The sequence below is a fragment of the Paracoccus alkanivorans genome, assembly GCF_003697785.1.
Lineage (GTDB): Bacteria > Pseudomonadota > Alphaproteobacteria > Rhodobacterales > Rhodobacteraceae > Paracoccus > Paracoccus alkanivorans.
On sequence record NZ_QOKZ01000002.1, the window covers coordinates 363187 to 383773 of the forward strand.

The window sequence follows — 20587 nt, forward strand, 5'->3', positions numbered from 1 at the left end:
AATGGTTACACGCCGCCCCTTGCGACACCCAAAGGCGGCTTTCGCGGCAAGGTAATCCGGAATGCAGCCCCGCCCTGGCCGGGAAGATAGCTGATCTCGCCGCCCAGAACCGCCATGATCTCGCGGCAGATCGCCAGGCCAAGCCCCGCCCCGCCTGCCCGCGCCGGTTCGTTGAGCCGGGCGAATTTCTCGAAGATCAGCGATTGGCGGGAAGTGTCGATCCCGGCACCGTTATCGCTGATATCGATCTGCGGGCCGTTTCCTTCGCGGCGCAACACCCGGATGGTCAGCGCCGGACGCTCGGCATCGCAGTATTTGCGGGCATTGCCGATGACATTGATCAATACCTGCAAGAGCCGGTCGGGATCGGTAATGACGCCCAGATGCTCGGAGGGAAGATCGCGGTCGATGGTAAAGCTCCGCTCGGGCCGGGTGGCCGAAGCCGCGGACAATGCACGTTCGATCAGATCGTGCAGATTGGCCGCCGAAACGGTAAGCTGCGTATTGCCGCTTTCCAGCACCGACAGGTCCAGCAGGTCGTCCAGCAGCCGGGTCAGCCGCCCCGCCTCGTCATGGATGATCCCGGCGAACCGGCGGCGCTCCTCGTCGGAGAGATCGGAGGTCTTGAGAATTTCCGAGAACGCCCGGACCGAGGTCATGGGGGTGCGCAATTCATGGCTGATCTGCCCCAGGAAGGCATCCTTCTGCACCGAAAGCGCCGTCAGCTTGTCATTGGCCTCGCGCAGTTGCCGGGCGGTGCGCTCCAGTTCTGTGGTCGCGGTCTCCAGCCGCTGCGCCTCTTCCTTGGCGCGCTGCGCCTCGTCGGCGACCTCCATCAGATCCGATACGGTCAATGTCATCCCCCCGGCCACCCGGTCGATCATGGCATGGGCCGTGGCCGCACCGATCGAACCGGCCAGCCGCCGCTCCAATCCGGTCAGAAAACCCGGCGTCAGGTCGGGCAGATAGCCCGATTTCCCCTGTGCCGCAGCCTGCGCCTGGAAATAGCGCAACGCGGCATCCGCCCCCCAGACACGCCGGGCCATGACCAGCAGCGGCTCGGCGCGGTCCTCGGTGCGCGCCATGCGCGAGTGGCGTATCGGCTGGACGGTGCTGACAAAGGACAACCCCTGCAGGCGTTCGACCGGGTCGGGAAAGCCGAAGATCGAGACGGCAACGAAAGCCAGTATGTTCAGCGACAGCGACAGGAAGATCGCGAAGGAAAGTGGATCGACACCCGCAGCCGGTGCCAGCGATGTTCCGATACCGACGGATGGCAGGAAGATCATCGCCAGCCACAGCACAAAGCCTGTGCCCACCCCTGCATAGGCCCCCATTCGGTTCGCGCCCCGCCACAACAACCCGCCGACCATCGCCGGCAGCACCTGCGCCATCCCGGTGAAGGCCACCAGCCCCATCGCGGCAAGGGCCGTCGTTCCGCCCGAAGCCTGATGATAGACCCATCCCGCACCCACCACCGACAGAATCGCCAGCCGACGGGCATTCAGGATGAAGCCGCGCAGATCCTCGGGCGTTTCCCCTGCGGGACGGCGGCGCAGGAACAGCCAGAGCGGCGTCAGCCAGTGGTTCGAGATCATCGTCGCCAGCGCAATGGCGCTGACCACCACCATCGAGGTGGCGGCAGAGAAACCGCCAAGAAACACCAATAATGCCAAAAGGTTCTGCCCCGAAGCTTGAGGCAAGGTAAGCATGTAGAGATCGGGATTCGATCCCGCTGGCAGAACCTCGGCCCCGACGACGGCGATGGGCAGCACGAACAGCGACATCGCGAAAAGATAGGCCGGAAAGGCCCAGCCCGCGACATGCAGCCGCTCTTCATCGGCGGCCTCGACGACCATGACCTGGAACATCCGCGGCAGGGTCAGCACGGCGGCCGCCGAAACGATAATCAATGTCGTCCAGCGGTCGGGGCGCAGCAACCAGCCCTCGCGTGCAGGCTCCCCGGCGGCGGCGGAGATGCGGCCGATGATATCGGCGGGGCCGTCCGCCAACCCCCAGACCACGAATATCCCAAGCGCCAGGAAGGCCAGCAGCTTGACCACCGCCTCGAGTGCGATGGCGGTGACGACGCCGTGATGGCGCTCATCTGCGTCGAGATTGCGGGTGCCGAACAGGATCGAGAACAGTGCCAGCCCTGCCGCCACCCACAGGGCCGTCCCGCCGCCGATCTCGGGACCGTCCGGGGATTGGGTCGCGAAGACCTCGAATGACAGGCTGACCGATTGCAGTTGCAGCGCGATGTAAGGCGTAGCGGCAATGACGGCGATCAGGGTGAGCATGGCGGCCAGCGGGTTCGACTTGCCGAAACGGGCCGAGATCAGGTCCGCGACCGAGGTGACGTGATGCATCCGTGCCACCCGCACCAGCCTGCGCAGCCCCCACCACGCGCCCGTAAAGACGATGGTCGGGCCGATATAGATGGTCGCGAATTCCAGTCCCGAGCGGCTGGCATAGCCAACCGCGCCGTAAAAGGTCCATGCCGAGCAATAGACCGACAGCGAAAGCGTGTAGACCGCCGGATGATCCAGCCAGCGGACATGGCCGCGCTGCGCCGCCCGATCGGCGGCGAATGCCACGCCGAACATCAGCGCGACATAGGCCAGGCATCCGGCGACCAGCATCTCAAAGGGCATCGTGGCCGGTCCAGTCGCTGTCTCCCGGCGATTCGCCCCCGGCGCGCATGGTGGCAGCCTCGGCCCGGATCAGGGCGCGATGCAGCACCCACACGGCGAGGATCAGCACCGCCCAGAAGCCGAACAACGCAATCGCCCCGGCGCCAAAGCTGAACGCGGCGGGCAACCACCAGACCGGCAGCATCACGGCCAGCGCCGCCAGAACCGGTAATACCCGTGCCGCATCGCCCAAGCGACGGCGCCGGAACGAAGCCCGCTCCAGAAACAGCGGCCGATCAGACATCCGCAAACCCTCGCGATGCGGCAGCCCGGATTGCTGAGGACAGGAACCAGGACTCATCGCGTTCCGCGACGGCCAAAGATGCTTCGCCCCGCCTCTGGCCGGTTCTTGGATCAGCGATGCCCCAACCGGCGATTCCGGAGGGTATTTTCATGAGAAAGAAGGAGCGCGCGCTTCCAGAGCGGCCGGGGCCGCACAGAGACCGCGCTTCACGCCCATGCCGCCGTGGTGGATGATGCCCGCTCATCCCAGCATCCGCCTGACCTGCGCACGCAGTTCGTCATTGGCAAAGGGCTTGGCCATGACCGCATCGGCCTGGCCCATCGCCTCTCCGGTCTGGCCGCGTGCGGTCAACATTAGCACGAGGGTCCCGGCAAGGGCGGGATCGCTGTCGGCGCGCAGTTCCGACAGGATTTCGCCCCCCGACCGATTGGGCAGCATCAGGTCGAGAATCAGCAGGCGCGGACGCAATTCGCGAATCATCTCGATCCCGCCCAGCCCGTTGTCATGCAGCGCAAGCCGCCATCCGTCACGCGTCAGGATGAAACGCACCGCCTCGGCGATGTTGGGTTCGTCCTCGATCATCAGGATGTCGGGCTTCATGAGTTGAATGCCGCCTCCCCCGCAGCGTCTGATACCAGTTTGCAGCAACCCGCCTCCCTGTCAAAGCCCCCGCGCATCATGGCGCGGAGAAAGAATGGACGGCTCGCGCCGCGCCGGGCAACCGGACCGCGGGCAAATCCGGCACGAGGCCCCGATCCCGATCACCGGGCCTGAGCCGTCGGCGGCGCCCTTGGCCGGCAGGATCAGCATCTGCGCCTGTGTCAGGACCGGTCCCCCTATCCCCTCGGGCTGGCTGCGGGTTGCATAGCTGATCGTGTCGAATTCACGCCCCTGCGGGGTGCGGACCTGCGCACTGATCGCCGTCTGCGGGGCTGCCAATGCCTGATAAAGCGGCCAGAGCGGGCAGGCATCGCCAGGGCGCGGCAGCGGAAAGCCCGGCGCGGGACGGCGCAGGATCAGTGCCCCCGAACCATCGCAGACCAGCAGGCCCGCCTCTTCGAAGCCCGGCGGGCGCAGCGCCGCGAGCCGGCGCAACACCAGATCCAGCGGCACCCGCAGACGAGTGGCGATCCGCAGCGGGTCGCTCTCCTCCGCTGCTCCGGCCAGGGCCGTGTCGGGCAATGCGGCACGTTCTGTCTCTGTCCGGGTCAGGTGATCGCGGGCCAGGGCGCGGGCCGCGTCCGAGGCCAGATCGGCGGCCTCCTCGATCGGGGGCATGTCCGCCGCCATCCATGCCTCGACCTCTTCCTGCGGGGTAAAGATGCCGCCCTCGGTCTCGAAACTGTCAAGATAAGCGACCAGAGCCTGTGCCGTGGTGGACAGGCGCAGGCTGTCCTCGGCCAGATTGGCGTGGAAACGCTCCCGCCATTCTCCGGGCAGTTCGCCCTCCTCGACCAGGATCGAGGCGGTAGAGCGCAACGATGTCACCGCAGAGAGCACCTCGTGCAGGGTGGTCAGCAGATAGGGATCCTGCGTCATCCGGTCCGACAGGTTCACCAATTGCCGCTCCAGCGCGTCGGCGCGGCGGGAGGTGGCGATCAGCGCGCCAGCCCAACCGGGAAAGCGGGCGAGGAGTTCCGGCGCTTGCTCCAGTTCCGGCGCCTGCCCGCCCCGCGACGGCGCACGCGCCGCCGCCTCCCGCAGGGCCGCCATCCGAGCCTCTTCGCGACCCGAGGCCAGTTCGTCGGCCGGGACCTCCAATACCTCGGCCAGACGGGCGATCAGGTCTTCGCCCACCGGACGGCGGTTATGCTCAATCAGATTCAGATAGGCAGGCGATATGCCCGCCGCCCTCGCGATATCGGCCTGCCGGCGCGACAGGGCAAGCCGCCGTTCACGGATCCGGGTGCCAGTCAGGATATGGGTTACGCTGCGTGGGCTCATGGCAGACATGAAACCCGGCAGGCGGCATTTGCGCAAGCGGGTTGGCGTAGCGATGGGGGCTTTGCCCCCGCCACCCGTTCCGGGCCGCTCCCCCAAGATATTTGCATGAAGAAGAAAGGGGCTTGCAGGGCGATCCGGATGGCGGGCTAGACCGCGATACCGTGCCGTCCGGCCAGGTCGGTGAAGAACTGCCATGCCACGCGGCCCGAGCGCCCGCCCCGCGTGGCCTGCCATTCCACCGCCTCGGCGCGCAGTTCCTCGGGGGCGATCTTCAGGTCATAGGCATCGCAATAACCCCGCACCATGGCCAGATACTCGTCCTGGCTGCATGGATGAAAGCCCAGCCATAGCCCGAAACGGTCCGACAGGGAGACTTTTTCCTCGACCGCCTCACCGGGATGGATCGCGGTCGAACGCTCGTTGTCGATCATGTCGCGCGGCATCAGATGTCGGCGGTTCGAGGTCGCATAGAGGATCACATTTGCGGGCCGTCCACTGATCCCGCCATCCAGCACCGCCTTGAGCGACTTGTATTGCGTATCGTCATGGCTGAAGGACAGATCGTCCGAGAACAGCAGGAAGCGGCGGTCCTGCGCGCGCCCCAGAATCGCCAGCAGCCGTCCGACAGAGCCGAGATCCTCGCGGGCGATCTCGACCAGCACGAGCGGCAGGCCCTGCCCGACCGCCTCGGCATGCACGGCCTTGACCAACGAGGATTTCCCCATGCCGCGCGCGCCCCAGAGAAGCGCGTTGTTGGCGCCATAGCCGCGGGCGAATTGCAGCGTATTGGCCAGCAGCGTGTCCTTGGCCCGGTCGATGCCGATCAGTTGCACCAGATCGACGCGGTTGACGGTATCGACCGGTTCCAGCCAATCGGGATCGGGATGCCAGACATAGGCGCTCGCCTCGGTGAAGCGCGGCTCGGGCCGGGGTTTCGGTGCCAGCCGCTCCAATGCGGCGGCGATGCGTTCCAGCGGCTCGGATGATCCGGTCATGTCCTTCATTCCTCGTCCTCGACCCACAGCCCCTGCGCCTTCAGATCCGCCTCGCGCCGTTTCTCGATCCGGCGGACAAGCTGGATCGAAACCTCGTAGAGCCCGTAAACCACAACGAACAGCACCACCTGCGAGATCACGTCGGGCGGGGTGGCGACGGCGGCCAGCACGAGGATCGCGACGACCGCATATCTGCGGACCGAGCCCAGCCCGTCGGCAGAGACCAGCCCCGCCTTGCCCATCAGCGTCAGCAGCACCGGCAACTGGAAGCTGAGCCCGAATGCCAGCAGGAACTTGAGCGTCAGGTTGAGATATTCCTGCATCGACCCCTGGAAGAAGATGCCCGCGACATCGCGCATCTCGGTCATCTCGTCGGGGGTGGCGGCGACCGGTCCCTGCTGAAAGCCGAGGAAAAAGTCGTAAGCCATTGGCAGGATCACGTAATAGGCGAAGGCCGCGCCGATTGCGAACATCACCGGCGAGGCAATCAGGAAGGGCAGGAATGCGCTCTTTTCCTTGCGGTAAAGCCCGGGCGCGACGAAGCGCCACATCTGGTAGCCGATGATCGGAAAGGCCAGCGCGAAGCCGCCGAAGAACGAGATATTGATGGCGGTGAAGAAACCTTCCTGCAGCTTGATGATCTGCAACTGGCAATCCTGTCCGCGCGCATCCAGCGCCGCGCAGATCGGTTGCGTCAGGAAATTGTAGATCGGCTGCCAGACGGTATAGCACAGCACCATCATCACGACGAAGGCCAGCAGCGACCAGATGATCCGGGTGCGCAACTCGGCCAGGTGCTCGATCAGCGGGGCCGAGCTGTCGTCGATCTCATCGTCCGGTTGGGTATTCGTGGCCAATTCAGTCGTCTTTCATATCCGACCGACGCACCGCATGCAGGCGCCGCTTGCCGGTGGTTGCCCCGTCGGCCGGTGTCTCATCCGCCAAAGGCGCCGCCTCTGCCGGGCTTGCTGGCTCTGTCACGGGTCGCTGTGCGGCAGGATCGGGGCGGGCGGCTTTCGCCGGCTGCGACGGATCCCATTTCTCGAAACGTTCGGCGGCGCGGTCCAGCGCATCCAGCCCGAGCGATTTCTTCGAGGTCAGCGACTTCACGTCCTTGATCGATTTCGTCGCCTCATCGATGCCGGAGCTCTTGGCGGCATCCTCCATCGCCGAGGTGAATTCGCGCGCCATGCTACGGGCCCGGGCGGTGAACCGTCCCAGGGAGTGGAACAGATGCGGCAGATCCTTGGGGCCGACCACGATCAGCGCGACCACCCCGATCAGCAGCAGCTCACTCCAGCCGATGTCCAACATGGCTGTGCCCTTCCGCGATCAGCTGCGGTCGCTGCTGTCTGGCGTCACGTCCCGGGCCTTTTCGCCGGGCAGGTCCTGCTGCGCATCGTCAGCGGTTTTCTCGATCTCTTCGGTGCCGTCCTTCACGCCGCGCTTGAAGGCGGTGATTCCCTTGCCGACCTCGCCCATCAGGGACGAGATCTTGCCGCGCCCGAACAGAACCAGCACGACGACCGCGATCAGAAGAAGGCCGGGAAGGCCGATATTGTTCAGCATTGCAAACTCCCTTGCGCGGGGCCTGACGCCCGCGGGCCACATTTAGGGGCTTGCGCGGCGGAATGCAAAGCCCGAATCCGTGAACGGGCCGCGTGTATTGCGCCCGATGATGGCCCAAGGCCACCCGTCACCGGCAGCTCTGTCATGTCAACCTCCCCCGAAGTAAAGGAATGAAGGGGCAGGAATAATGGTTGCCGACGCTTGCGCTTGGCACGGTCCGCCGGGCGGGCGATAAGGGAGGCATGGACGCGTCGCTTTACATCACCGCTTTCGTCACGCTGTTCGTGGTTATCGACCCGGTCGGGCTGGCGCCGATCTTCATCGCCCTGACACCGGGCGCGAGCGCGGCGGAGCGGGCGCGCATCGGCATGCGCGCCGTCGTGATCTCGGCAATCCTGCTGACGCTGTTCGGATTGGCGGGCAAGGCGATCTTGTCGGGAATCGGGATCTCGCTGTCCGCCTTTCGCATCGCTGGCGGGATATTGCTGTTTCTGACCGCGCTGGACATGCTGTTCGAACGGCGGACCGAGCGCCGCGAGGGGCAAAAGAACGATGGCCAGCCGGAAAACGATCCTTCGGTCTTTCCGCTGGCTACGCCGCTTCTGGCCGGTCCCGGCTCGCTGGCGACGATGATCCTGCTGGTCGGACAGGAAACCGGCGTTCTGCATGTGGTGATGGTGCATCTGGCCATGCTGGCGGTTCTGACCATCGCGCTGGTGCTGTTCCACCTGGCCACGCCGCTGGCCCGCGCGCTAGGGCGGACCGGCACGATGGTTGTCACGCGACTTCTGGGCATGCTGCTGGCCGCGCTGTCGATCCAGTTCGTGATCGACGGATTGCTGGATTCGGGGCTTTTCTGATGCCGGGCGATGACTGGGCGCGACTGATCTATTACGGACTGCTCCTGCTGGTGATCGGCGGCGCGCTTCTGTTCGAGTTGTCCGGGCGGGGCAGCAGGGGGCTGCGCCAGATCGTGCTTTGGGCGGTGATCTTCGCAGGCGTGAGCTTTGCCGCGAATCTCTGGCTCGAACAGGAGGCGCAGCAGGTCGTATCGGGCGGGCGCGTCGAGATCCCGGTCAGCCGCGACAATCATTTCTACCTGACCGCCGAGTTGAACGGCACACCGGTGCGTTTCGTCGTCGATACCGGTGCCACCTCGATCGCGCTTGGCAGCGAGGATGCCCGGAAGATCGGCATAGATCCCGACGATCTGGCCTATATCGGCACGGCGCGGACTGCGAATGGCATTGTGCGCATCGCCAATGTCACCATCGAGGAATTCGCCATCGGCGATATCGTCGACCGCAATGTTCCCGCCACGGTGATCGGGGGCGATCTGGATGGCTCGCTTCTTGGCATGTCCTACCTGCGCCGTTTCGCCCGGGTCAGCTTTGAAGGCGATCTGCTGGTGCTGGAGCGCTGATCTTTCGTCATCGCCGCAGCGGTCTTCCTCCGGCTGCGGAATCGAACGGGATACGCGCCTAGTTGTTATTGAGAATGTCGCGATGAAAGCGGCACAGCAACACCACGCCTAAGAACATGAGCACCAGGCAGACCCCCAGCACATAGGACAGGTTGATGTAGCCGCCGGAATAGGTCGGGTAGAATCCTTTGCGCATTGCGCCGACAATGTGCATGAGGGGATTGTACCAGAGGATCGACTGCATCATGCGGGGCATGCTGTCGAAGGTGAAAAACACCCCCGAAATCAGGAACAATGGCCGGGTTGCAATCGACCAGATCTGTTCCCACACCGGCAACAGCCCGAACAGCGCGCAGTTCAGCAGCCCCACCGACAGGCCCAGCAGCATGCCCAATGCGAGGCTCTTGAGAATGAAGGTTATCTCGATCACCGCACGCGCATCCGAAAACAGCAGGATTCCCGCGAAAAGGATGATCGTGGCGAGAAGCGAGGTAAGCGCGTTCAGGATGAAGCGGGCCAGCACCGCGTCAATCCATGTCACGGCCGGATACATGAGCAAGGGTCGCGAGAAGATGATGCTCCGCGCGACCATGGTCTGCAACGACTGGTAAAGCGTGAACGGCAGGAAACCGGTGGCATAGAACAATACGAAACTGTTGCCCACGGGCGGCGAGCGCAGAAGCATGGAAAAGCCGATCGCCAGGATGATGATGGCTCCGATCGGTTCAAGCAGGGCCCAGACATAGCCGCCGGGCGAACGGCCATAGCGGGTGGCCATTTCACGCATCATCAGCGCGACCACGGCGCGCATGGTCGCGAAACTGCGGTTGACGCCGCCGGTATTCCGGGGAGGCATCTCGGGGAGTGTGATCATCTGCGGCGTTTTCCCGTGCTGGCCAAATGTGTCAGCATTATGATAAGGCGCGGTGAAAGATCAAACAGGCTGTTTTCGGATTTGCATCATGAATGACGCTAAGCTCGGCCCCGCAAGCCCCATAAGGGAGGGCGGAGCCGGAAAACAGACCCGGGACGAGAAGCAGCCCGGCCCTCCGAAAGCCCTGCAGGATCCCGCACAGCAGAAAGCCGCTTCCGACCAGCAGGCAGGCAGGGCGCCGTCACCCGGACGGCCTGTGCCACCGCCCGCACGAGCCGCCCGCATGCGGCTGCGGCATTGGAGGCTGCTTGCCTCTTTCGTGGTGATGGTGGCGATGCCCATCGCTGTCCTTGTCATCTATCTCTGGAGCGTTGCGCTCGACCAATACAGTTCGGTCGCCGGCTTTACCGTGCGCAAGGAAGAGGGCGGCAACACATCCGAACTGATTGGCGGCCTCGCCCAGATCGCCGGCTCCAGCCTCTCGTCGGACAGCGATATCCTCTATGAGTTCATCCACAGCCAGAGTCTGGTGCGGACCATCGAGAACGAGGTCGGCCTTATCGAGCATTACAGCGACTATTGGGACGAGGATCCGGTCTTTGCGCTCTGGCGCGATCCGTCGATAGAGGATCTCGAATGGTACTGGCGCCGCATCGTGCGGGTATCCTATGACGCCAATTCGGGGCTGATAGAGGTCCGCGTATTGGCCTTTACCCCGGAAAAAGCGCAGGAAATCGCACAGGCGATCGTCCGTCAGAGCGAAGACATGATCAACAGGCTCAGCGAGCAGGCACGCGAGGATGCCATGCGCTATGCCCGCAACGACCTGGAAGAAGTGGTGGAACGGCTCAAGAGGGCGCGCGAGGCATTGACCGCCTTCCGTTCCCGAACACAGATCGTCGATCCCGAAGCCGATCTTCAGGGGCGGATGGGCGTGATGAACAACCTTCAGCAGCAGTTGGCAACGGCCCTGGTGGATTACGACCTGCTGCTCGAAACGACGCATGAGAATGATCCACGGCTGGCACAGGGACGCCGCCGCATCGAGGTGATCCGCGAGCGCATCGCGCAAGAGCGCAAATCCTTCGCGACACGCAGCGCCGAGGACACGCCCGACGGCGAGGATTACCCCAGCCTGATCGCCGAATACGAGGGCCTTGTCGTGGATCGCGAGTTCACCGAGGAAACCTACCGCGCGTCGCTCGCGGCCCTGGATCTCGCCCGTGCCAACGCGCAGCGCGAGAGCCGGTATCTTGCCACCTATATCCAGCCGACCCTGGCCGAAAGCAGCGAATATCCGCGCCGTTTCACCATCGCGGGGCTGTGCGGGCTGTTCCTGTTGCTTAGCTGGTCGGTGCTGGCGCTGGTCTATTACTCTATCCGTGACAGGGCATGATCCGTTTCGAGAACCTGACCAAGAGCTATTGGGTAAGGGACAGGCGCAAGGTCGTGATCGACAATCTCGACCTTACCCTGCCCACGGGCGATTCCCTCGCGCTTTTGGGGCGCAACGGGGCCGGAAAATCGACGCTCCTGCAAATAATAGCCGGCACGATGAGACCGGATTCCGGCCGCGTCGTCAGCGACGGGTCGATATCGTGGCCGGTGGGATTCGGCGGATCGTTTCATCGCGACCTGACCGGTGCCCAGAATGTGCGCTTCATCGCCCGGATTTATGGGGTGGATACGGATGAACTGGTCGAGTTCGTCAAGGAATTCGCCGATATCGGCGCCCATTTCCACATGCCGGTGCGCAGCTACTCGCAGGGGATGCGGTCGCGTCTGACCTTTGGCGCGTCGATGGGCATCCATTTCGACACCTACCTGGTGGACGAGGTGACCGCCGTGGGCGACGCGGCATTCCGTGCCAAGAGCCGGCAGGTGTTCAAGGAACGCATGAAAACCTCGAGCGCGATCATGGTAAGCCACGACATGGCCCAGGTCCGCGAGTTCTGCGATGCCGCCATCATCCTGTCGGGTGGGAGGCTGCGCTACTACCGCGATGTGGACGAGGCGATCGAATTACATCTCGATATGCTGAAAAAATCGTAAGGCCCGGCGATCGAATGCCATTCCGACGGGTCAGGGCCGTTTGCGCTTGATCGTCTCCCCGGCTTCCTTCTTCTTCATGCAAATATCCCGAGGGGGTCGCCGGCCGGCCGCGCCACTGGTTCGAGAGACCTGCCGGCGACGGGCAGCGCCTCCGGCCATCGCAGGACGCAGTTCGCGACTGAACCCGATCAAAGCATTTCCAGCAAAAGCGGATACCGTTTCGGCAGAAAAACAGTCCCCCGGACTGTTTTTCGATCCTGCCTCAATACGTCCGGAAATGCGTAAAAACAAAAAATTACATCGTTTCGGCGTTTCAACGAAAAACCGAAACGATGTAACTGCAAACTGCCCTAAATCAAGGCGCCTCATGCCGCCACCCCCCGCCGCCTTGAACGGCCGCGGTGGCCACCCTTCTCATCAGGAGTTGGGGCGCCAGGCAAGCGGTAGCGATCCGCCCGGTGCAGCCTCAGCCCCGGGCACCCTGCCCCCGCGCGTAGACATCTTCATAGCGAATGATGTCGTCCTCGCCGAGATAACTGCCGGTCTGCACCTCGATCAGGACCATCGGCATCTTGCCGGGATTCTCCATCCGATGCACCGCCCCCAACGGGATGTAGACCGACTGGTTCTCGGTCAGCAGCCTGACCTCGTCGTCCACGGTCACCTTCGCGGTGCCCTCCACGACGATCCAGTGCTCCGAGCGATGGTGATGGCTTTGCAGGGACAGGGAACCGCCGGGATGGACATGGATGCGCTTGACCTGAAAACGGCTGCCGACCGCAAGGCTTTCATACCAGCCCCATGGCCGGTAATCGCGCGGCAGCGTCTCGGCCTGCGGCACGCCCTGCTCCTTGAGCGCGGCGACGGCCTTCCTGACGTCCTGCGCCCGGTCCTTGTGGGCCACCAGAACCGCATCGGGCATGGCCACGGCGATCACGTCGACAAGGCCGATCCCGACCAGCGGCTGCTGCCCGTCCTCGGCGCGCAGCAAGGTATCGCGGCAATCTATCGCGGTGGCGGGGCCTGATCTTACGACCCCCGCGTCATCCGGGCCGCTGTCACGCCAGACGGCATCCCAGCCCCCCAGGTCGGACCAGCCTCCTGCATAGGGCACCACGGTCAGATTTGGCGCTTTCTCCATCACCGCGTAATCGATCGAGATATCCTGGAGCCCGGACCACGGTTCCGGGGCAAGCCGGGTGAAGCCCAGGTCGATCTCGGCCTGCGCCAACGCCTTGCGCACGCCTTCCAGCATCGCGGGTTGATAGCGTTCAAAGGCGGCGATGATCGCATCGGTCGAAAACAGGAAGATTCCGGCATTCCAAAGATGCTCCCCCCCTTCCAGCATGGCGCGTGCCGTATCGGCATCGGGCTTTTCGACGAATGCCTTGAGCGCCTGCGGCACCGGCCGGAAATCCGCGTCCGGCCTCTCGGACAATGCCAGCCAGCCATAGCCGGTCTCTGCCCGGTCGGGACGGATGCCGAAAGTCACCAACTGTCCCTTCTCGGCGGCCGGCACCGCGGCGCGAACCGCCTCGCGGAACCGTTCCGGCTCGGGGATGACGTGATCCGACGGCGCCACCAGCATCAGCGCGCCGGGTGACTGCTCCGCCAGAACCAGCGCCCCGGCAAGAACCGCAGGAGCGGTGTTGCGGCCCTCGGGCTCGATCAGCGTCGCTTTCGCCACGGTCTCTATGGCGGCAAGCTGCTCGGTCACGACAAAGCGGAAATCAGTCGCCGTAACCACGATAGGCGGGGCAAAACCCTCTCCCGCAAGCCGTCGCGCCGACATCTGGAACAGGCTCTCCTCCCCGGTCAGCCGGGTGAATTGCTTTGGATAGCTCTTGCGGGACAGGGGCCAGAGACGCGTGCCGGAGCCGCCGCAGAGAAGAAGGGGGTGGATGGCTTGTGTCATTGCGGGGTCAATCCTCGGAAGTCAACTTATACTCATCACAGTTTTACCGGGCCGGGGTCAATCTGTCCGTTGAACACCCGGCAGTGCGATGCCGGGGCCGCAGAACCGGGCGTTCGGGAGATTGCCCCCCATAACGCGACTTTCCGGCGGCAACGACAAGCCTTGTTTCTGCCATCCCCGCGAACTGTCCCCATCCAGTTCCGGGAACCGGCAGGAGGGCCGCCCATCTCTGGGGCAGCCCGGAAAACGCAAAAGCTCAACGCCAGAGCGAAACGCAGGGGATCTTGGTTCTGTCGCAGCGATCGGCGTATTTCTCGGCGATTTCCCTGACCTCCTCCATCACGCCTTCGGACAGTTTGACGGGTTGCAGGCCCAGCCCGAGGAAACGGTCATTGGTCACGTGCAAGTCGTTCTCGGCCGCCTCGTTGCGGGGGTTTTCGAGATAGGCGATCTCCGCGCCCGTCATCTCGTGGATCATCTGCGCCAGGTCGCGGACCCGATGCGTTTCGGTCATCTGGTTGAGGATGTTCACCCGCTCGCCCTTCTGCGGCGGGTTCTCCAGCGCCAGTTCGATGCAGCGGCAGGTGTCCTGGATATGGATGAAGGCGCGGGTCTGGCCCCCGGTGCCGTGCACCGTCATCGGGTAATTCACCGCCGCCTGCATGATGAAGCGGTTCAGGACGGTGCCGTAATCGCCGTCATAATCGAAACGGTTGATCAGGCGTTCGTCCTTCCTGGTTTCCTCGGTCTGCGTGCCCCACACGATGCCCTGATGCAGGTCGGTGATCTTCACACCATCGTTCTTGTTGTAGAAATGGAAGAAAAGCTGATCCTGCGACTTGGTCATGTGATAGATAGAGCCCGGATTGGTCGGATACAGGATCTCCTGCTCGGCATCCCCCTGTTCGGTCTCGACCTTCACCTTGAGATAGCCCTCGGGAATCTTCATCCCCGCTGTGCCGTAGCCATAGACCCCCATGGTGCCCAGATGGACGAGATGGATATCAAGGCCGGACTCGACGATCGCCGCCAGCACGTCGTTGGTGGCATTGAGATTGTTGTTCACCGTGTAGCGCTTGTGGAAGCTCGACTTCATCGAATAGGGCGCGGCGCGCTGTTCGGCGAAATGGATGACCGCGTCGGGCCTCTCCTCCTTGAAGAGCGTCAGCAGACGGTGATAATGCTCGCCCACGGTGAAGTTGTAGAACCTGATCTCCTTGCCTGTCAGTTCCTTCCAGACCCGCAGCCGCTCCCCGATGGGACGGATCGGAGTGAGGCTGTCGACTTCCAGTTCCAGGTCGATTGCCCGACGGCTGAGGTTGTCGACGATGATGACATCATGCCCTCTGTTCGAAAGATGGAGCGCATTCGGCCAGCCACAGAAACCGTCGCCACCGAGAATAATCACTTTCATGTCCGGGACACCCCTATGCTGGTGATTCAAGCAGGCACTTCTTAGAGGACCGCTTCCGGGAAGAGAACCATAATTGGCGGTTCAGTCCGATACCGGGTCCAGGGGGAAGACCTTCGGCAAACAGGCGCCATGCAGGAAGCATGGCTGGCTGCCGGAATCCGTCGTGGCGGGTGGTGCCCGCCCATCATCCTGACAAGGACGGTCCTATCGCGGTTCGCTCTGCAAGGCCCGGAAGATCGTGTAGCACATCAGCAGCATCACCACCGAGAACGGAATCCCCGTCGCGGTCACCCCGGCCTGCAGGGCTTCCAAACCGCCGCCGATCAGCAGCACGATGGCGATCAGCCCCTCGATCGAGGCCCAGAACAGCCGCTGCGGCTTGGGCGCGTCGGTCTTGCCTCCGGCAGTGATCGTATCGACCACCAGCGAGCCGGAATCCGACGAGGTGACAAAGAAGATCAGCGCCAGCACGATGGCAATGGTCGAAACGATACCGGTAAAGGGCAATTCGTTCAGCATCCCGAACAGGGACAGTTCGGGGCTGTAATTATCGATCACATATTCCTTCACCAGGCTGGCATCGGGATTGGCGAAAAGCTGGTCGATGGCCACGCCCCCGAACACGCCCATCCAGATGAAGATCGTCATGCTGGGGATCAACAGCACGCAGATCACGAATTCACGGATCGAGCGGCCCCGCGACACGCGAGCGATGAACATGCCCACGAAGGGCGCCCAGCTGACCCACCATGCCCAGTAGAAGGCAGTCCATCCCTCGCGATAGGCGTCATCGGTCCGGCCGAAAGGGGCCGACAGGGGGATGAATTCCCCGACATACGTGACAAGCCCGGTCCAGAACCCGTCCAGCGCAGCCAGAGTGGGTCCGACGAACAGCACGAACAGAAAGAACAGCAGCGCCATGATCATGTTGATCTCGGACAGCACCTTCACCCCGCCATCGAGACCGCGCCAGACCGAGATCAGTGCCACCCCGGTGACCAGGATGATGACGATCACCTGCGTGGTGATGCTGATCTCCAGCCCATAGACGAAATTCAGCCCGGCATTGGCCTGCTGCGCGCCCAGCCCAAGCGAGGTGGCCAGCCCGAACAGCGTCGAGAAGACCGCGAGGATATCGATGACATGGCCCCACCAGCCCCAGACCCGTTCCCCGAGGATCGGGTAGAAGGCCGAGCGGATCGAGAAGGGCAGCCCCTTGTTATAGGTGAAAAGCCCAAGCGCCAGCGCCATCACCACATAGACGGCCCAGCCATGGATGCCCCAATGCAGATAGGTTCCAGCAAGACCCATGGCCCGTGCCCGTTCGATCGCGGCTTCGTTGATCGTGCCGTCCTCGCCGAAGGGCGAGGGTGTGCCGAGCGGCGATGACACCGCCATGTGGTAGACCGGCTCCAGCACTCCGAAGAACAGCAGCCCGATCCCGATCCCGGCGGCAAACAGCATCGAGAACCAGGACAGGTAGCTGTAATCCGGCCGCGCCTCCTTGCCGCCCAGCCTGATCGAGCCGTAGGGCGTGAAGATCAGCACCACGCAGAACAGGATGAAGAAATCGACCACGATCATGAAATACCAGTCCAGCGTCCCGGTCGCGAAGCCGACAATCGCCTTGAAGATCTCGCCGGCAGTGGTCGGAAAGAGCAGGGTCAGGACGATGAACAGGATGGCTGTCAGCGACGAAACGACAAAGACCGGGTTGTGGATGTCAAAGCCGAACGGGCCGACCTGTCCTTCGATATTGTCCTGGCCGATGGTGAAGTCGGTATCCAGCGCACCTTCCAGCGGCGGCACCGGATCGGTTGGGGTGCTCATCTGTCCCTCCCTGCGCAATTTTGTTTCGTTCAGTGTAGCGATCACACCGAACATCACAACCCGGCAGGAATAATATAATCATTACAGAATGATAATCAGATATCCTCACCGGGTTCGGAAATGACGGGCGAACACCGGCGATAGCGCCGGTCCCGCCTATGTCACCAGATAGAGCGACAGCACCGGCAGGCCGACGATCAGCGCAAGCCGCAGGATATCCGCGATCCAGAACACCCAGACCCCGCGAAAGATCGTCCATAGCGGCACGTCGGGCAGGACCGAGCGCAGCACGAAGACATTCATGCCGATCGGCGGGGTAATCAGGCTGATCTCGGTCGCGACGACGACGATGATCGCGAACCAGATCAGGACCGCCTCGGGGTCCTGCAGGATCTCCAGCCCGAAATCGAGAGACGAGATCACCGGGTAGAAGACCGGAACCGTCAGCAGGATCATCGACAGGCTTTCCAGGAAACAGCCCAGCACCATATAGATCAGCACGACGATCAGCAGAACCGTCCATGCCGACAGGCCCATATCCTCGACAATCCCGCTCAGCGCATCGGGAAGCCCTGCGAAGCTGATGAAATTGCTGAAAATATCGGCCCCGATGATGATCGCGAAGATCATCGCCGACGCGGTGGCGCTGTCCAGGAATGCCGTCCACAGGGCCTGACGGCTCAGCCCTCCGGTCGCGAAAGCGATCAACAGCGCCGCCGCCGCGCCCATTCCCGCCGCCTCGATGGGGGTGAAGAAACCGCCATAGATGCCCGCCATGATGAACAGGAACAGCGCCAGCACCGCGAAAACGCTGACCGCATCGCGGCGGGTCAGCGGGTGGACCTCTCCCACTTCCGGCGCCAGTTCGGGCTTCAGCCGGACCGCGGCCATGACCGCCAGCAGGTAGCCGATGATGCCAAGGATGCCGGGGATGATGCCGGCAAGGAACAGCTTGCCGATATCGGCCTCGGTCAGCAGCCCGAAGATGATAAGCACCACCGAGGGCGGGATCAGGATCCCAAGGGTGCCGCCCGCCGCGATGGCACCGGTGGCGAGGCTGTCGGAATAGCCGAAGCGCCGCATCGAGGGCATCGAGACCTTGGACATCGTCGCCGCCGTCGCCAGCGACGATCCGCAAACGGCCGAGAAGCCCCCGCAGGACAGCACCGTTGCCATGGCCAGCCCGCCCCGCATCCGGCCAAAGACCCGGTCGGCGGCGGCAAACAGCCCATGCGCGATCCCGGATCCGGCCAGCACATTGCCCATGAAGATGAACAGCGGCACCACAGACAGGGAATAGCTCAGCCCGGTCTCGAACACGGCATTGCCGACCATCGCCCCGGCGGGCTGCCAGCCGCGCATGACGGCGAAACCCGCCCCGCCCACGATTGACATGGCAAAGGCGATGGGCACCCGCAGGAAAACCAGTCCCAGCAGGATGGCAAGGGCGATCAGGGAAATCGTCATGGGTCCTCGCGGCGCAAAAGCAGGATGAAGGCAGAGACGGCACAGCTTGCCGCCGCCAGGAATGCCAAGGGCGCCATCGGGATCATCAGCGAGGCGCTGCGGGTGCCGTCCTCGACCTGATCCAGCCCGATCAGCACCAGCCGCCAGCAGAAAAAGGCCAGCGCCACGGCAGAGACGATCCCGGCCAGCCGCCCCAGCAAACGCTGAACGGGCGCCGGAAACAGGTGCAGCGCCAGGTCGACCTCGACATGCCCGCCATCGGCGCTGGTCAGCGGCAGCGCCACGAAAACCAGCGCCGCCAACAGCATCTGCGTCAGCTCATAGGCACCGCCAAAGGGCCGATTCAGCAGGTAGCGGCCGATCACATCGATGCAGGTGACAAGGATCAGCAGCCCGATCAGCAGCGCGGCGATGGCGGCCAGCGCACGATACCAGCCCGCATGGCGACGCGATGCGCCCTGCCCCCCGGTTCCGGCAGCCGGCCCGGTCATTCCAGCGCGACCCCGGTCATTTCGCGGAACTCGGCTAAGGCTGCGGCACCGTCATATCCCTCGCCCAGGCTTTCCGTCCAATCCTGCTCCAGCTTGCCCGCAACCTCTTTCAGCGCCGCGACCACCTCGGGCGGTGCCTCGTAGAAATCCACCTTGTCGCCGATCTCTTCCATGGCAACCGTGTCGGCGTCGTTCCACGCCTTGCCCACCCGCTCGGCGAAGGCCGCGCCGGATATGGCGTCGATGGCGGCCCGATCCTCTTCGGACAGGCTCTCCCATTTGTCCTCGTTGATCGCGAAGAACCAGGTGGTGTTATAGATGCCGCCCGGAACCGTCATCGAATACTTGATGTCGTCAGTCAGGTTGAAGGCGGTCATCGCCTCATAAGTGAAGGCCACGCCGTCGATGACCCCGCGCGACAGTTTCTCGTAAACCTCGGGCGAGGACATGAAGAGCGGGCTTGCCCCCAATGCCTCGACCAGATCGGCGACGTAACCGCCCGGCACCCGCAATTTCAGCCCCTGCAGGTCGGCAGGCGCCTCGATCTTGCGGATACTGTTATGCAACAGGCCGGGGCCATGCATGAACAGCCCCAGCAGATGGGTGCCCTCATGCTCGTCGGCGGCGTCGAGCTTGCCACCGTAAATCTCCCAGTAGGCTTGCGAATTTGCAATCGCATCATCGCCCATGAAACTAAACTGGCCAAGCCGGGCGCGGTTGAAGCGGTCATCCTCGGTAAAGGAATGCAGCCCATAGGTAATATCGGCGATCCCGTCCCGCGCCATGTCGAAATGCGCCGGAGGACTGCCCAGGGGCTTGCCCATGATCCGCACCGTGACCCGGCCCCCGGTGACCTTCTCGACCTCTTCGGCCCATGGCTCGAACGCATTCACCACGATGGGGTGTTTCGGCGGCAGCCATGACGACATGATCAGTTCTTCGGCCAATGCCGGAGCGGCGGCCAGCAGCAGCCCCGCGAATGCCAGTCCAAGCGTTTTCATTTCACTCCTCCCTGAATACTCCCCGCCTTTACGACGGCGCGACATGATCCGGATGCGCCGCGACAAAGGCGGGCAGATCCGAACAATGACCCTGCACCGCCATGATACGCGGCAGATCGTCAAAACCAACGCCCCACCGGGTTGCGTTGTAAAGCTGCGGGATCAGCGCGCAATCGGCCAGCCCCGGCCGGTCGCCATGACAGAAACGCCCGCGCCAGCCCGGATGATCCAGCATCGCCTCGACCGCGACCAGGCCCCGGCGGATATTGTCGCGGTTCCATTCCGCGCGCGCCTCGGCCCCGGCCAGATCCTCGATCCGCTTCAGGACGGAACTGTTCGAGACCGGGTGAATCTCGCAGGCGATCGCCAGCGCGATGGCCCGCACATGGGCACGTTCCGCCGCATCCCCGGGCAAAAACGGCGACCCGGGCCGGGTCTGGTCCAGATATTCCAGGATCGCCAGCGATTGCGTCAGCACCAGCCCGTCGATTTCCAGAACCGGCACAAGGGCTTGCGGGTTGATCCTGCGATGCGCCTCCTCGCGATGCGCGCCCTTGAGCAGATCGACCGAAACCCGCTCATGCGCGATCCCCTTCAGCCCCAAACCGATCCGCACCCGGTAAGAGGCCGAGGAACGCCAGTAATCATGCAGCACAACCCGATCATGTCCCATGA

General features: G+C 63.6%; 20 protein-coding genes. 4 read left to right on the top strand and 16 right to left on the bottom strand.

Features of this window, described 5'->3' with window-relative positions:
• Nucleotides 1-5 precede the first annotated feature (5 nt).
• The 8 genes from C9E81_RS06460 to C9E81_RS06495 form a co-directional block, all read right to left on the bottom strand.
• Nucleotides 6-2654, bottom strand: a complete 2649-nt coding sequence (locus tag C9E81_RS06460; RefSeq protein ID WP_122111483.1) for an ATP-binding protein — start codon at nt 2652-2654, stop codon at nt 6-8.
• Nucleotides 2644-2937, bottom strand: coding sequence for a hypothetical protein (locus C9E81_RS06465; protein ID WP_122111484.1), 294 nt, complete (start codon nt 2935-2937; stop codon nt 2644-2646). The genes C9E81_RS06460 and C9E81_RS06465 overlap by 11 nt, the downstream gene beginning before the upstream one ends.
• 240 nt (nt 2938-3177) lie before the next feature.
• Nucleotides 3178-3537: a response regulator transcription factor gene (locus C9E81_RS06470; RefSeq protein ID WP_122111485.1), complete on the bottom strand. Its 360-nt coding sequence runs from the start codon at nt 3535-3537 to the stop codon at nt 3178-3180.
• Nucleotides 3538-3597: 60 nt separating this feature from the next.
• On the bottom strand, nt 3598-4890 hold the full coding sequence (locus tag C9E81_RS06475) for a helix-turn-helix transcriptional regulator (protein ID WP_122111831.1): 1293 nt from the start codon (nt 4888-4890) through the stop codon (nt 3598-3600).
• A gap of 137 nt (nt 4891-5027) precedes the next feature.
• Complete coding sequence (locus tag C9E81_RS06480) at nt 5028-5876, bottom strand: ATP-binding protein (protein WP_122111486.1); 849 nt, start codon at nt 5874-5876, stop codon at nt 5028-5030.
• A gap of 5 nt (nt 5877-5881) precedes the next feature.
• Complete coding sequence (tatC, locus tag C9E81_RS06485; protein WP_122111487.1) at nt 5882-6733, bottom strand: twin-arginine translocase subunit TatC; 852 nt, start codon at nt 6731-6733, stop codon at nt 5882-5884.
• A 1-nt stretch (nt 6734) separates the two neighbouring features.
• A complete protein-coding gene (tatB, locus tag C9E81_RS06490; RefSeq protein ID WP_122111488.1) occupies nt 6735-7190 on the bottom strand; it encodes a Sec-independent protein translocase protein TatB in 456 nt (151 codons plus the stop codon).
• An 18-nt stretch (nt 7191-7208) separates the two neighbouring features.
• Nucleotides 7209-7445 (bottom strand): twin-arginine translocase TatA/TatE family subunit, encoded by a 237-nt coding sequence (locus C9E81_RS06495; protein WP_122111489.1) that lies wholly within the window; start codon nt 7443-7445, stop codon nt 7209-7211.
• A 242-nt stretch (nt 7446-7687) separates the two neighbouring features.
• On the opposite strand from C9E81_RS06495, the gene C9E81_RS06500 reads away from it, so the two are divergent.
• Nucleotides 7688-8305: a MarC family protein gene (locus C9E81_RS06500; RefSeq protein ID WP_122111832.1), complete on the top strand. Its 618-nt coding sequence runs from the start codon at nt 7688-7690 to the stop codon at nt 8303-8305.
• Nucleotides 8305-8868, top strand: coding sequence for a retropepsin-like aspartic protease family protein (locus C9E81_RS06505; RefSeq protein ID WP_122111490.1), 564 nt, complete (start codon nt 8305-8307; stop codon nt 8866-8868). Before C9E81_RS06500 ends, C9E81_RS06505 begins: the two co-directional genes overlap by 1 nt.
• Before the next feature lie 58 nt (nt 8869-8926).
• Here C9E81_RS06505 and C9E81_RS06510 read toward each other — a convergent pair whose 3' ends face one another.
• A complete protein-coding gene (locus tag C9E81_RS06510) occupies nt 8927-9742 on the bottom strand; it encodes an ABC transporter permease (RefSeq protein ID WP_122111491.1) in 816 nt (271 codons plus the stop codon).
• An 88-nt stretch (nt 9743-9830) separates the two neighbouring features.
• Here C9E81_RS06510 and C9E81_RS06515 point away from each other — a divergent pair, with 88 nt between their 5' ends.
• Both C9E81_RS06515 and C9E81_RS06520 read left to right on the top strand, forming a co-directional pair.
• The gene (locus C9E81_RS06515) at nt 9831-11138 is read left to right on the top strand and encodes a KpsE/RkpR family capsule polysaccharide export protein (protein WP_147457567.1); all 1308 of its coding nucleotides are present in this window, start codon (nt 9831-9833) and stop codon (nt 11136-11138) included.
• Nucleotides 11135-11794, top strand: a complete 660-nt coding sequence (locus C9E81_RS06520; protein WP_122111493.1) for an ABC transporter ATP-binding protein — start codon at nt 11135-11137, stop codon at nt 11792-11794. Before C9E81_RS06515 ends, C9E81_RS06520 begins: the two co-directional genes overlap by 4 nt.
• A 466-nt stretch (nt 11795-12260) precedes the next feature.
• On the opposite strand, the gene C9E81_RS06525 is transcribed toward C9E81_RS06520, so the two are convergent.
• The 7 genes from C9E81_RS06525 to maiA form a co-directional block, all read right to left on the bottom strand.
• A complete protein-coding gene (locus C9E81_RS06525) occupies nt 12261-13709 on the bottom strand; it encodes a mannose-1-phosphate guanylyltransferase/mannose-6-phosphate isomerase (protein WP_122111494.1) in 1449 nt (482 codons plus the stop codon).
• 256 nt (nt 13710-13965) lie between these two features.
• A complete protein-coding gene (locus C9E81_RS06530; RefSeq protein WP_122111495.1) occupies nt 13966-15123 on the bottom strand; it encodes an NAD-dependent epimerase/dehydratase family protein in 1158 nt (385 codons plus the stop codon).
• A gap of 204 nt (nt 15124-15327) precedes the next feature.
• Complete coding sequence (locus C9E81_RS06535; RefSeq protein ID WP_122111833.1) at nt 15328-16953, bottom strand: BCCT family transporter; 1626 nt, start codon at nt 16951-16953, stop codon at nt 15328-15330.
• A 156-nt stretch (nt 16954-17109) separates the two neighbouring features.
• Entirely contained in the window at nt 17110-18420 is a 1311-nt protein-coding gene (locus C9E81_RS06540; RefSeq protein WP_122111496.1) for a TRAP transporter large permease, read from the bottom strand.
• A complete protein-coding gene (locus C9E81_RS06545) occupies nt 18417-18911 on the bottom strand; it encodes a TRAP transporter small permease (protein ID WP_122111497.1) in 495 nt (164 codons plus the stop codon). The genes C9E81_RS06540 and C9E81_RS06545 overlap by 4 nt, the downstream gene beginning before the upstream one ends.
• Nucleotides 18908-19912, bottom strand: coding sequence for a TRAP transporter substrate-binding protein (locus C9E81_RS06550; RefSeq protein ID WP_122111498.1), 1005 nt, complete (start codon nt 19910-19912; stop codon nt 18908-18910). The genes C9E81_RS06545 and C9E81_RS06550 overlap by 4 nt, the downstream gene beginning before the upstream one ends.
• Before the next feature lie 28 nt (nt 19913-19940).
• Nucleotides 19941-20585, bottom strand: a complete 645-nt coding sequence (maiA, locus tag C9E81_RS06555; protein WP_122111499.1) for a maleylacetoacetate isomerase — start codon at nt 20583-20585, stop codon at nt 19941-19943.
• Nucleotides 20586-20587: the final 2 nt, after the last annotated feature.

What these genes read in the sequence shown, in the direction of transcription:
- C9E81_RS06460 (WP_122111483.1), bottom strand. Translation starts at nt 2,654, where the DNA reads ATGCCCTTTGAGATGCTGGTCGCCGGATGCCTGGCCTATGTCGCGCTG.
- C9E81_RS06465 (WP_122111484.1), bottom strand. Translation starts at nt 2,937, where the DNA reads ATGTCTGATCGGCCGCTGTTTCTGGAGCGGGCTTCGTTCCGGCGCCGT.
- C9E81_RS06470 (WP_122111485.1), bottom strand. Translation starts at nt 3,537, where the DNA reads ATGAAGCCCGACATCCTGATGATCGAGGACGAACCCAACATCGCCGAG.
- C9E81_RS06475 (WP_122111831.1), bottom strand. Translation starts at nt 4,890, where the DNA reads ATGTCTGCCATGAGCCCACGCAGCGTAACCCATATCCTGACTGGCACC.
- C9E81_RS06480 (WP_122111486.1), bottom strand. Translation starts at nt 5,876, where the DNA reads ATGACCGGATCATCCGAGCCGCTGGAACGCATCGCCGCCGCATTGGAG.
- tatB (WP_122111488.1), bottom strand. Translation starts at nt 7,190, where the DNA reads ATGTTGGACATCGGCTGGAGTGAGCTGCTGCTGATCGGGGTGGTCGCG.
- C9E81_RS06495 (WP_122111489.1), bottom strand. Translation starts at nt 7,445, where the DNA reads ATGCTGAACAATATCGGCCTTCCCGGCCTTCTTCTGATCGCGGTCGTC.
- C9E81_RS06500 (WP_122111832.1), top strand. Translation starts at nt 7,688, where the DNA reads ATGGACGCGTCGCTTTACATCACCGCTTTCGTCACGCTGTTCGTGGTT.
- C9E81_RS06505 (WP_122111490.1), top strand. Translation starts at nt 8,305, where the DNA reads ATGCCGGGCGATGACTGGGCGCGACTGATCTATTACGGACTGCTCCTG.
- C9E81_RS06510 (WP_122111491.1), bottom strand. Translation starts at nt 9,742, where the DNA reads ATGATCACACTCCCCGAGATGCCTCCCCGGAATACCGGCGGCGTCAAC.
- C9E81_RS06515 (WP_147457567.1), top strand. Translation starts at nt 9,831, where the DNA reads ATGAATGACGCTAAGCTCGGCCCCGCAAGCCCCATAAGGGAGGGCGGA.
- C9E81_RS06520 (WP_122111493.1), top strand. Translation starts at nt 11,135, where the DNA reads ATGATCCGTTTCGAGAACCTGACCAAGAGCTATTGGGTAAGGGACAGG.
- C9E81_RS06525 (WP_122111494.1), bottom strand. Translation starts at nt 13,709, where the DNA reads ATGACACAAGCCATCCACCCCCTTCTTCTCTGCGGCGGCTCCGGCACG.
- C9E81_RS06530 (WP_122111495.1), bottom strand. Translation starts at nt 15,123, where the DNA reads ATGAAAGTGATTATTCTCGGTGGCGACGGTTTCTGTGGCTGGCCGAAT.
- C9E81_RS06535 (WP_122111833.1), bottom strand. Translation starts at nt 16,953, where the DNA reads ATGAGCACCCCAACCGATCCGGTGCCGCCGCTGGAAGGTGCGCTGGAT.
- C9E81_RS06540 (WP_122111496.1), bottom strand. Translation starts at nt 18,420, where the DNA reads ATGACGATTTCCCTGATCGCCCTTGCCATCCTGCTGGGACTGGTTTTC.
- C9E81_RS06545 (WP_122111497.1), bottom strand. Translation starts at nt 18,911, where the DNA reads ATGACCGGGCCGGCTGCCGGAACCGGGGGGCAGGGCGCATCGCGTCGC.
- C9E81_RS06550 (WP_122111498.1), bottom strand. Translation starts at nt 19,912, where the DNA reads ATGAAAACGCTTGGACTGGCATTCGCGGGGCTGCTGCTGGCCGCCGCT.
- maiA (WP_122111499.1), bottom strand. Translation starts at nt 20,585, where the DNA reads ATGGGACATGATCGGGTTGTGCTGCATGATTACTGGCGTTCCTCGGCC.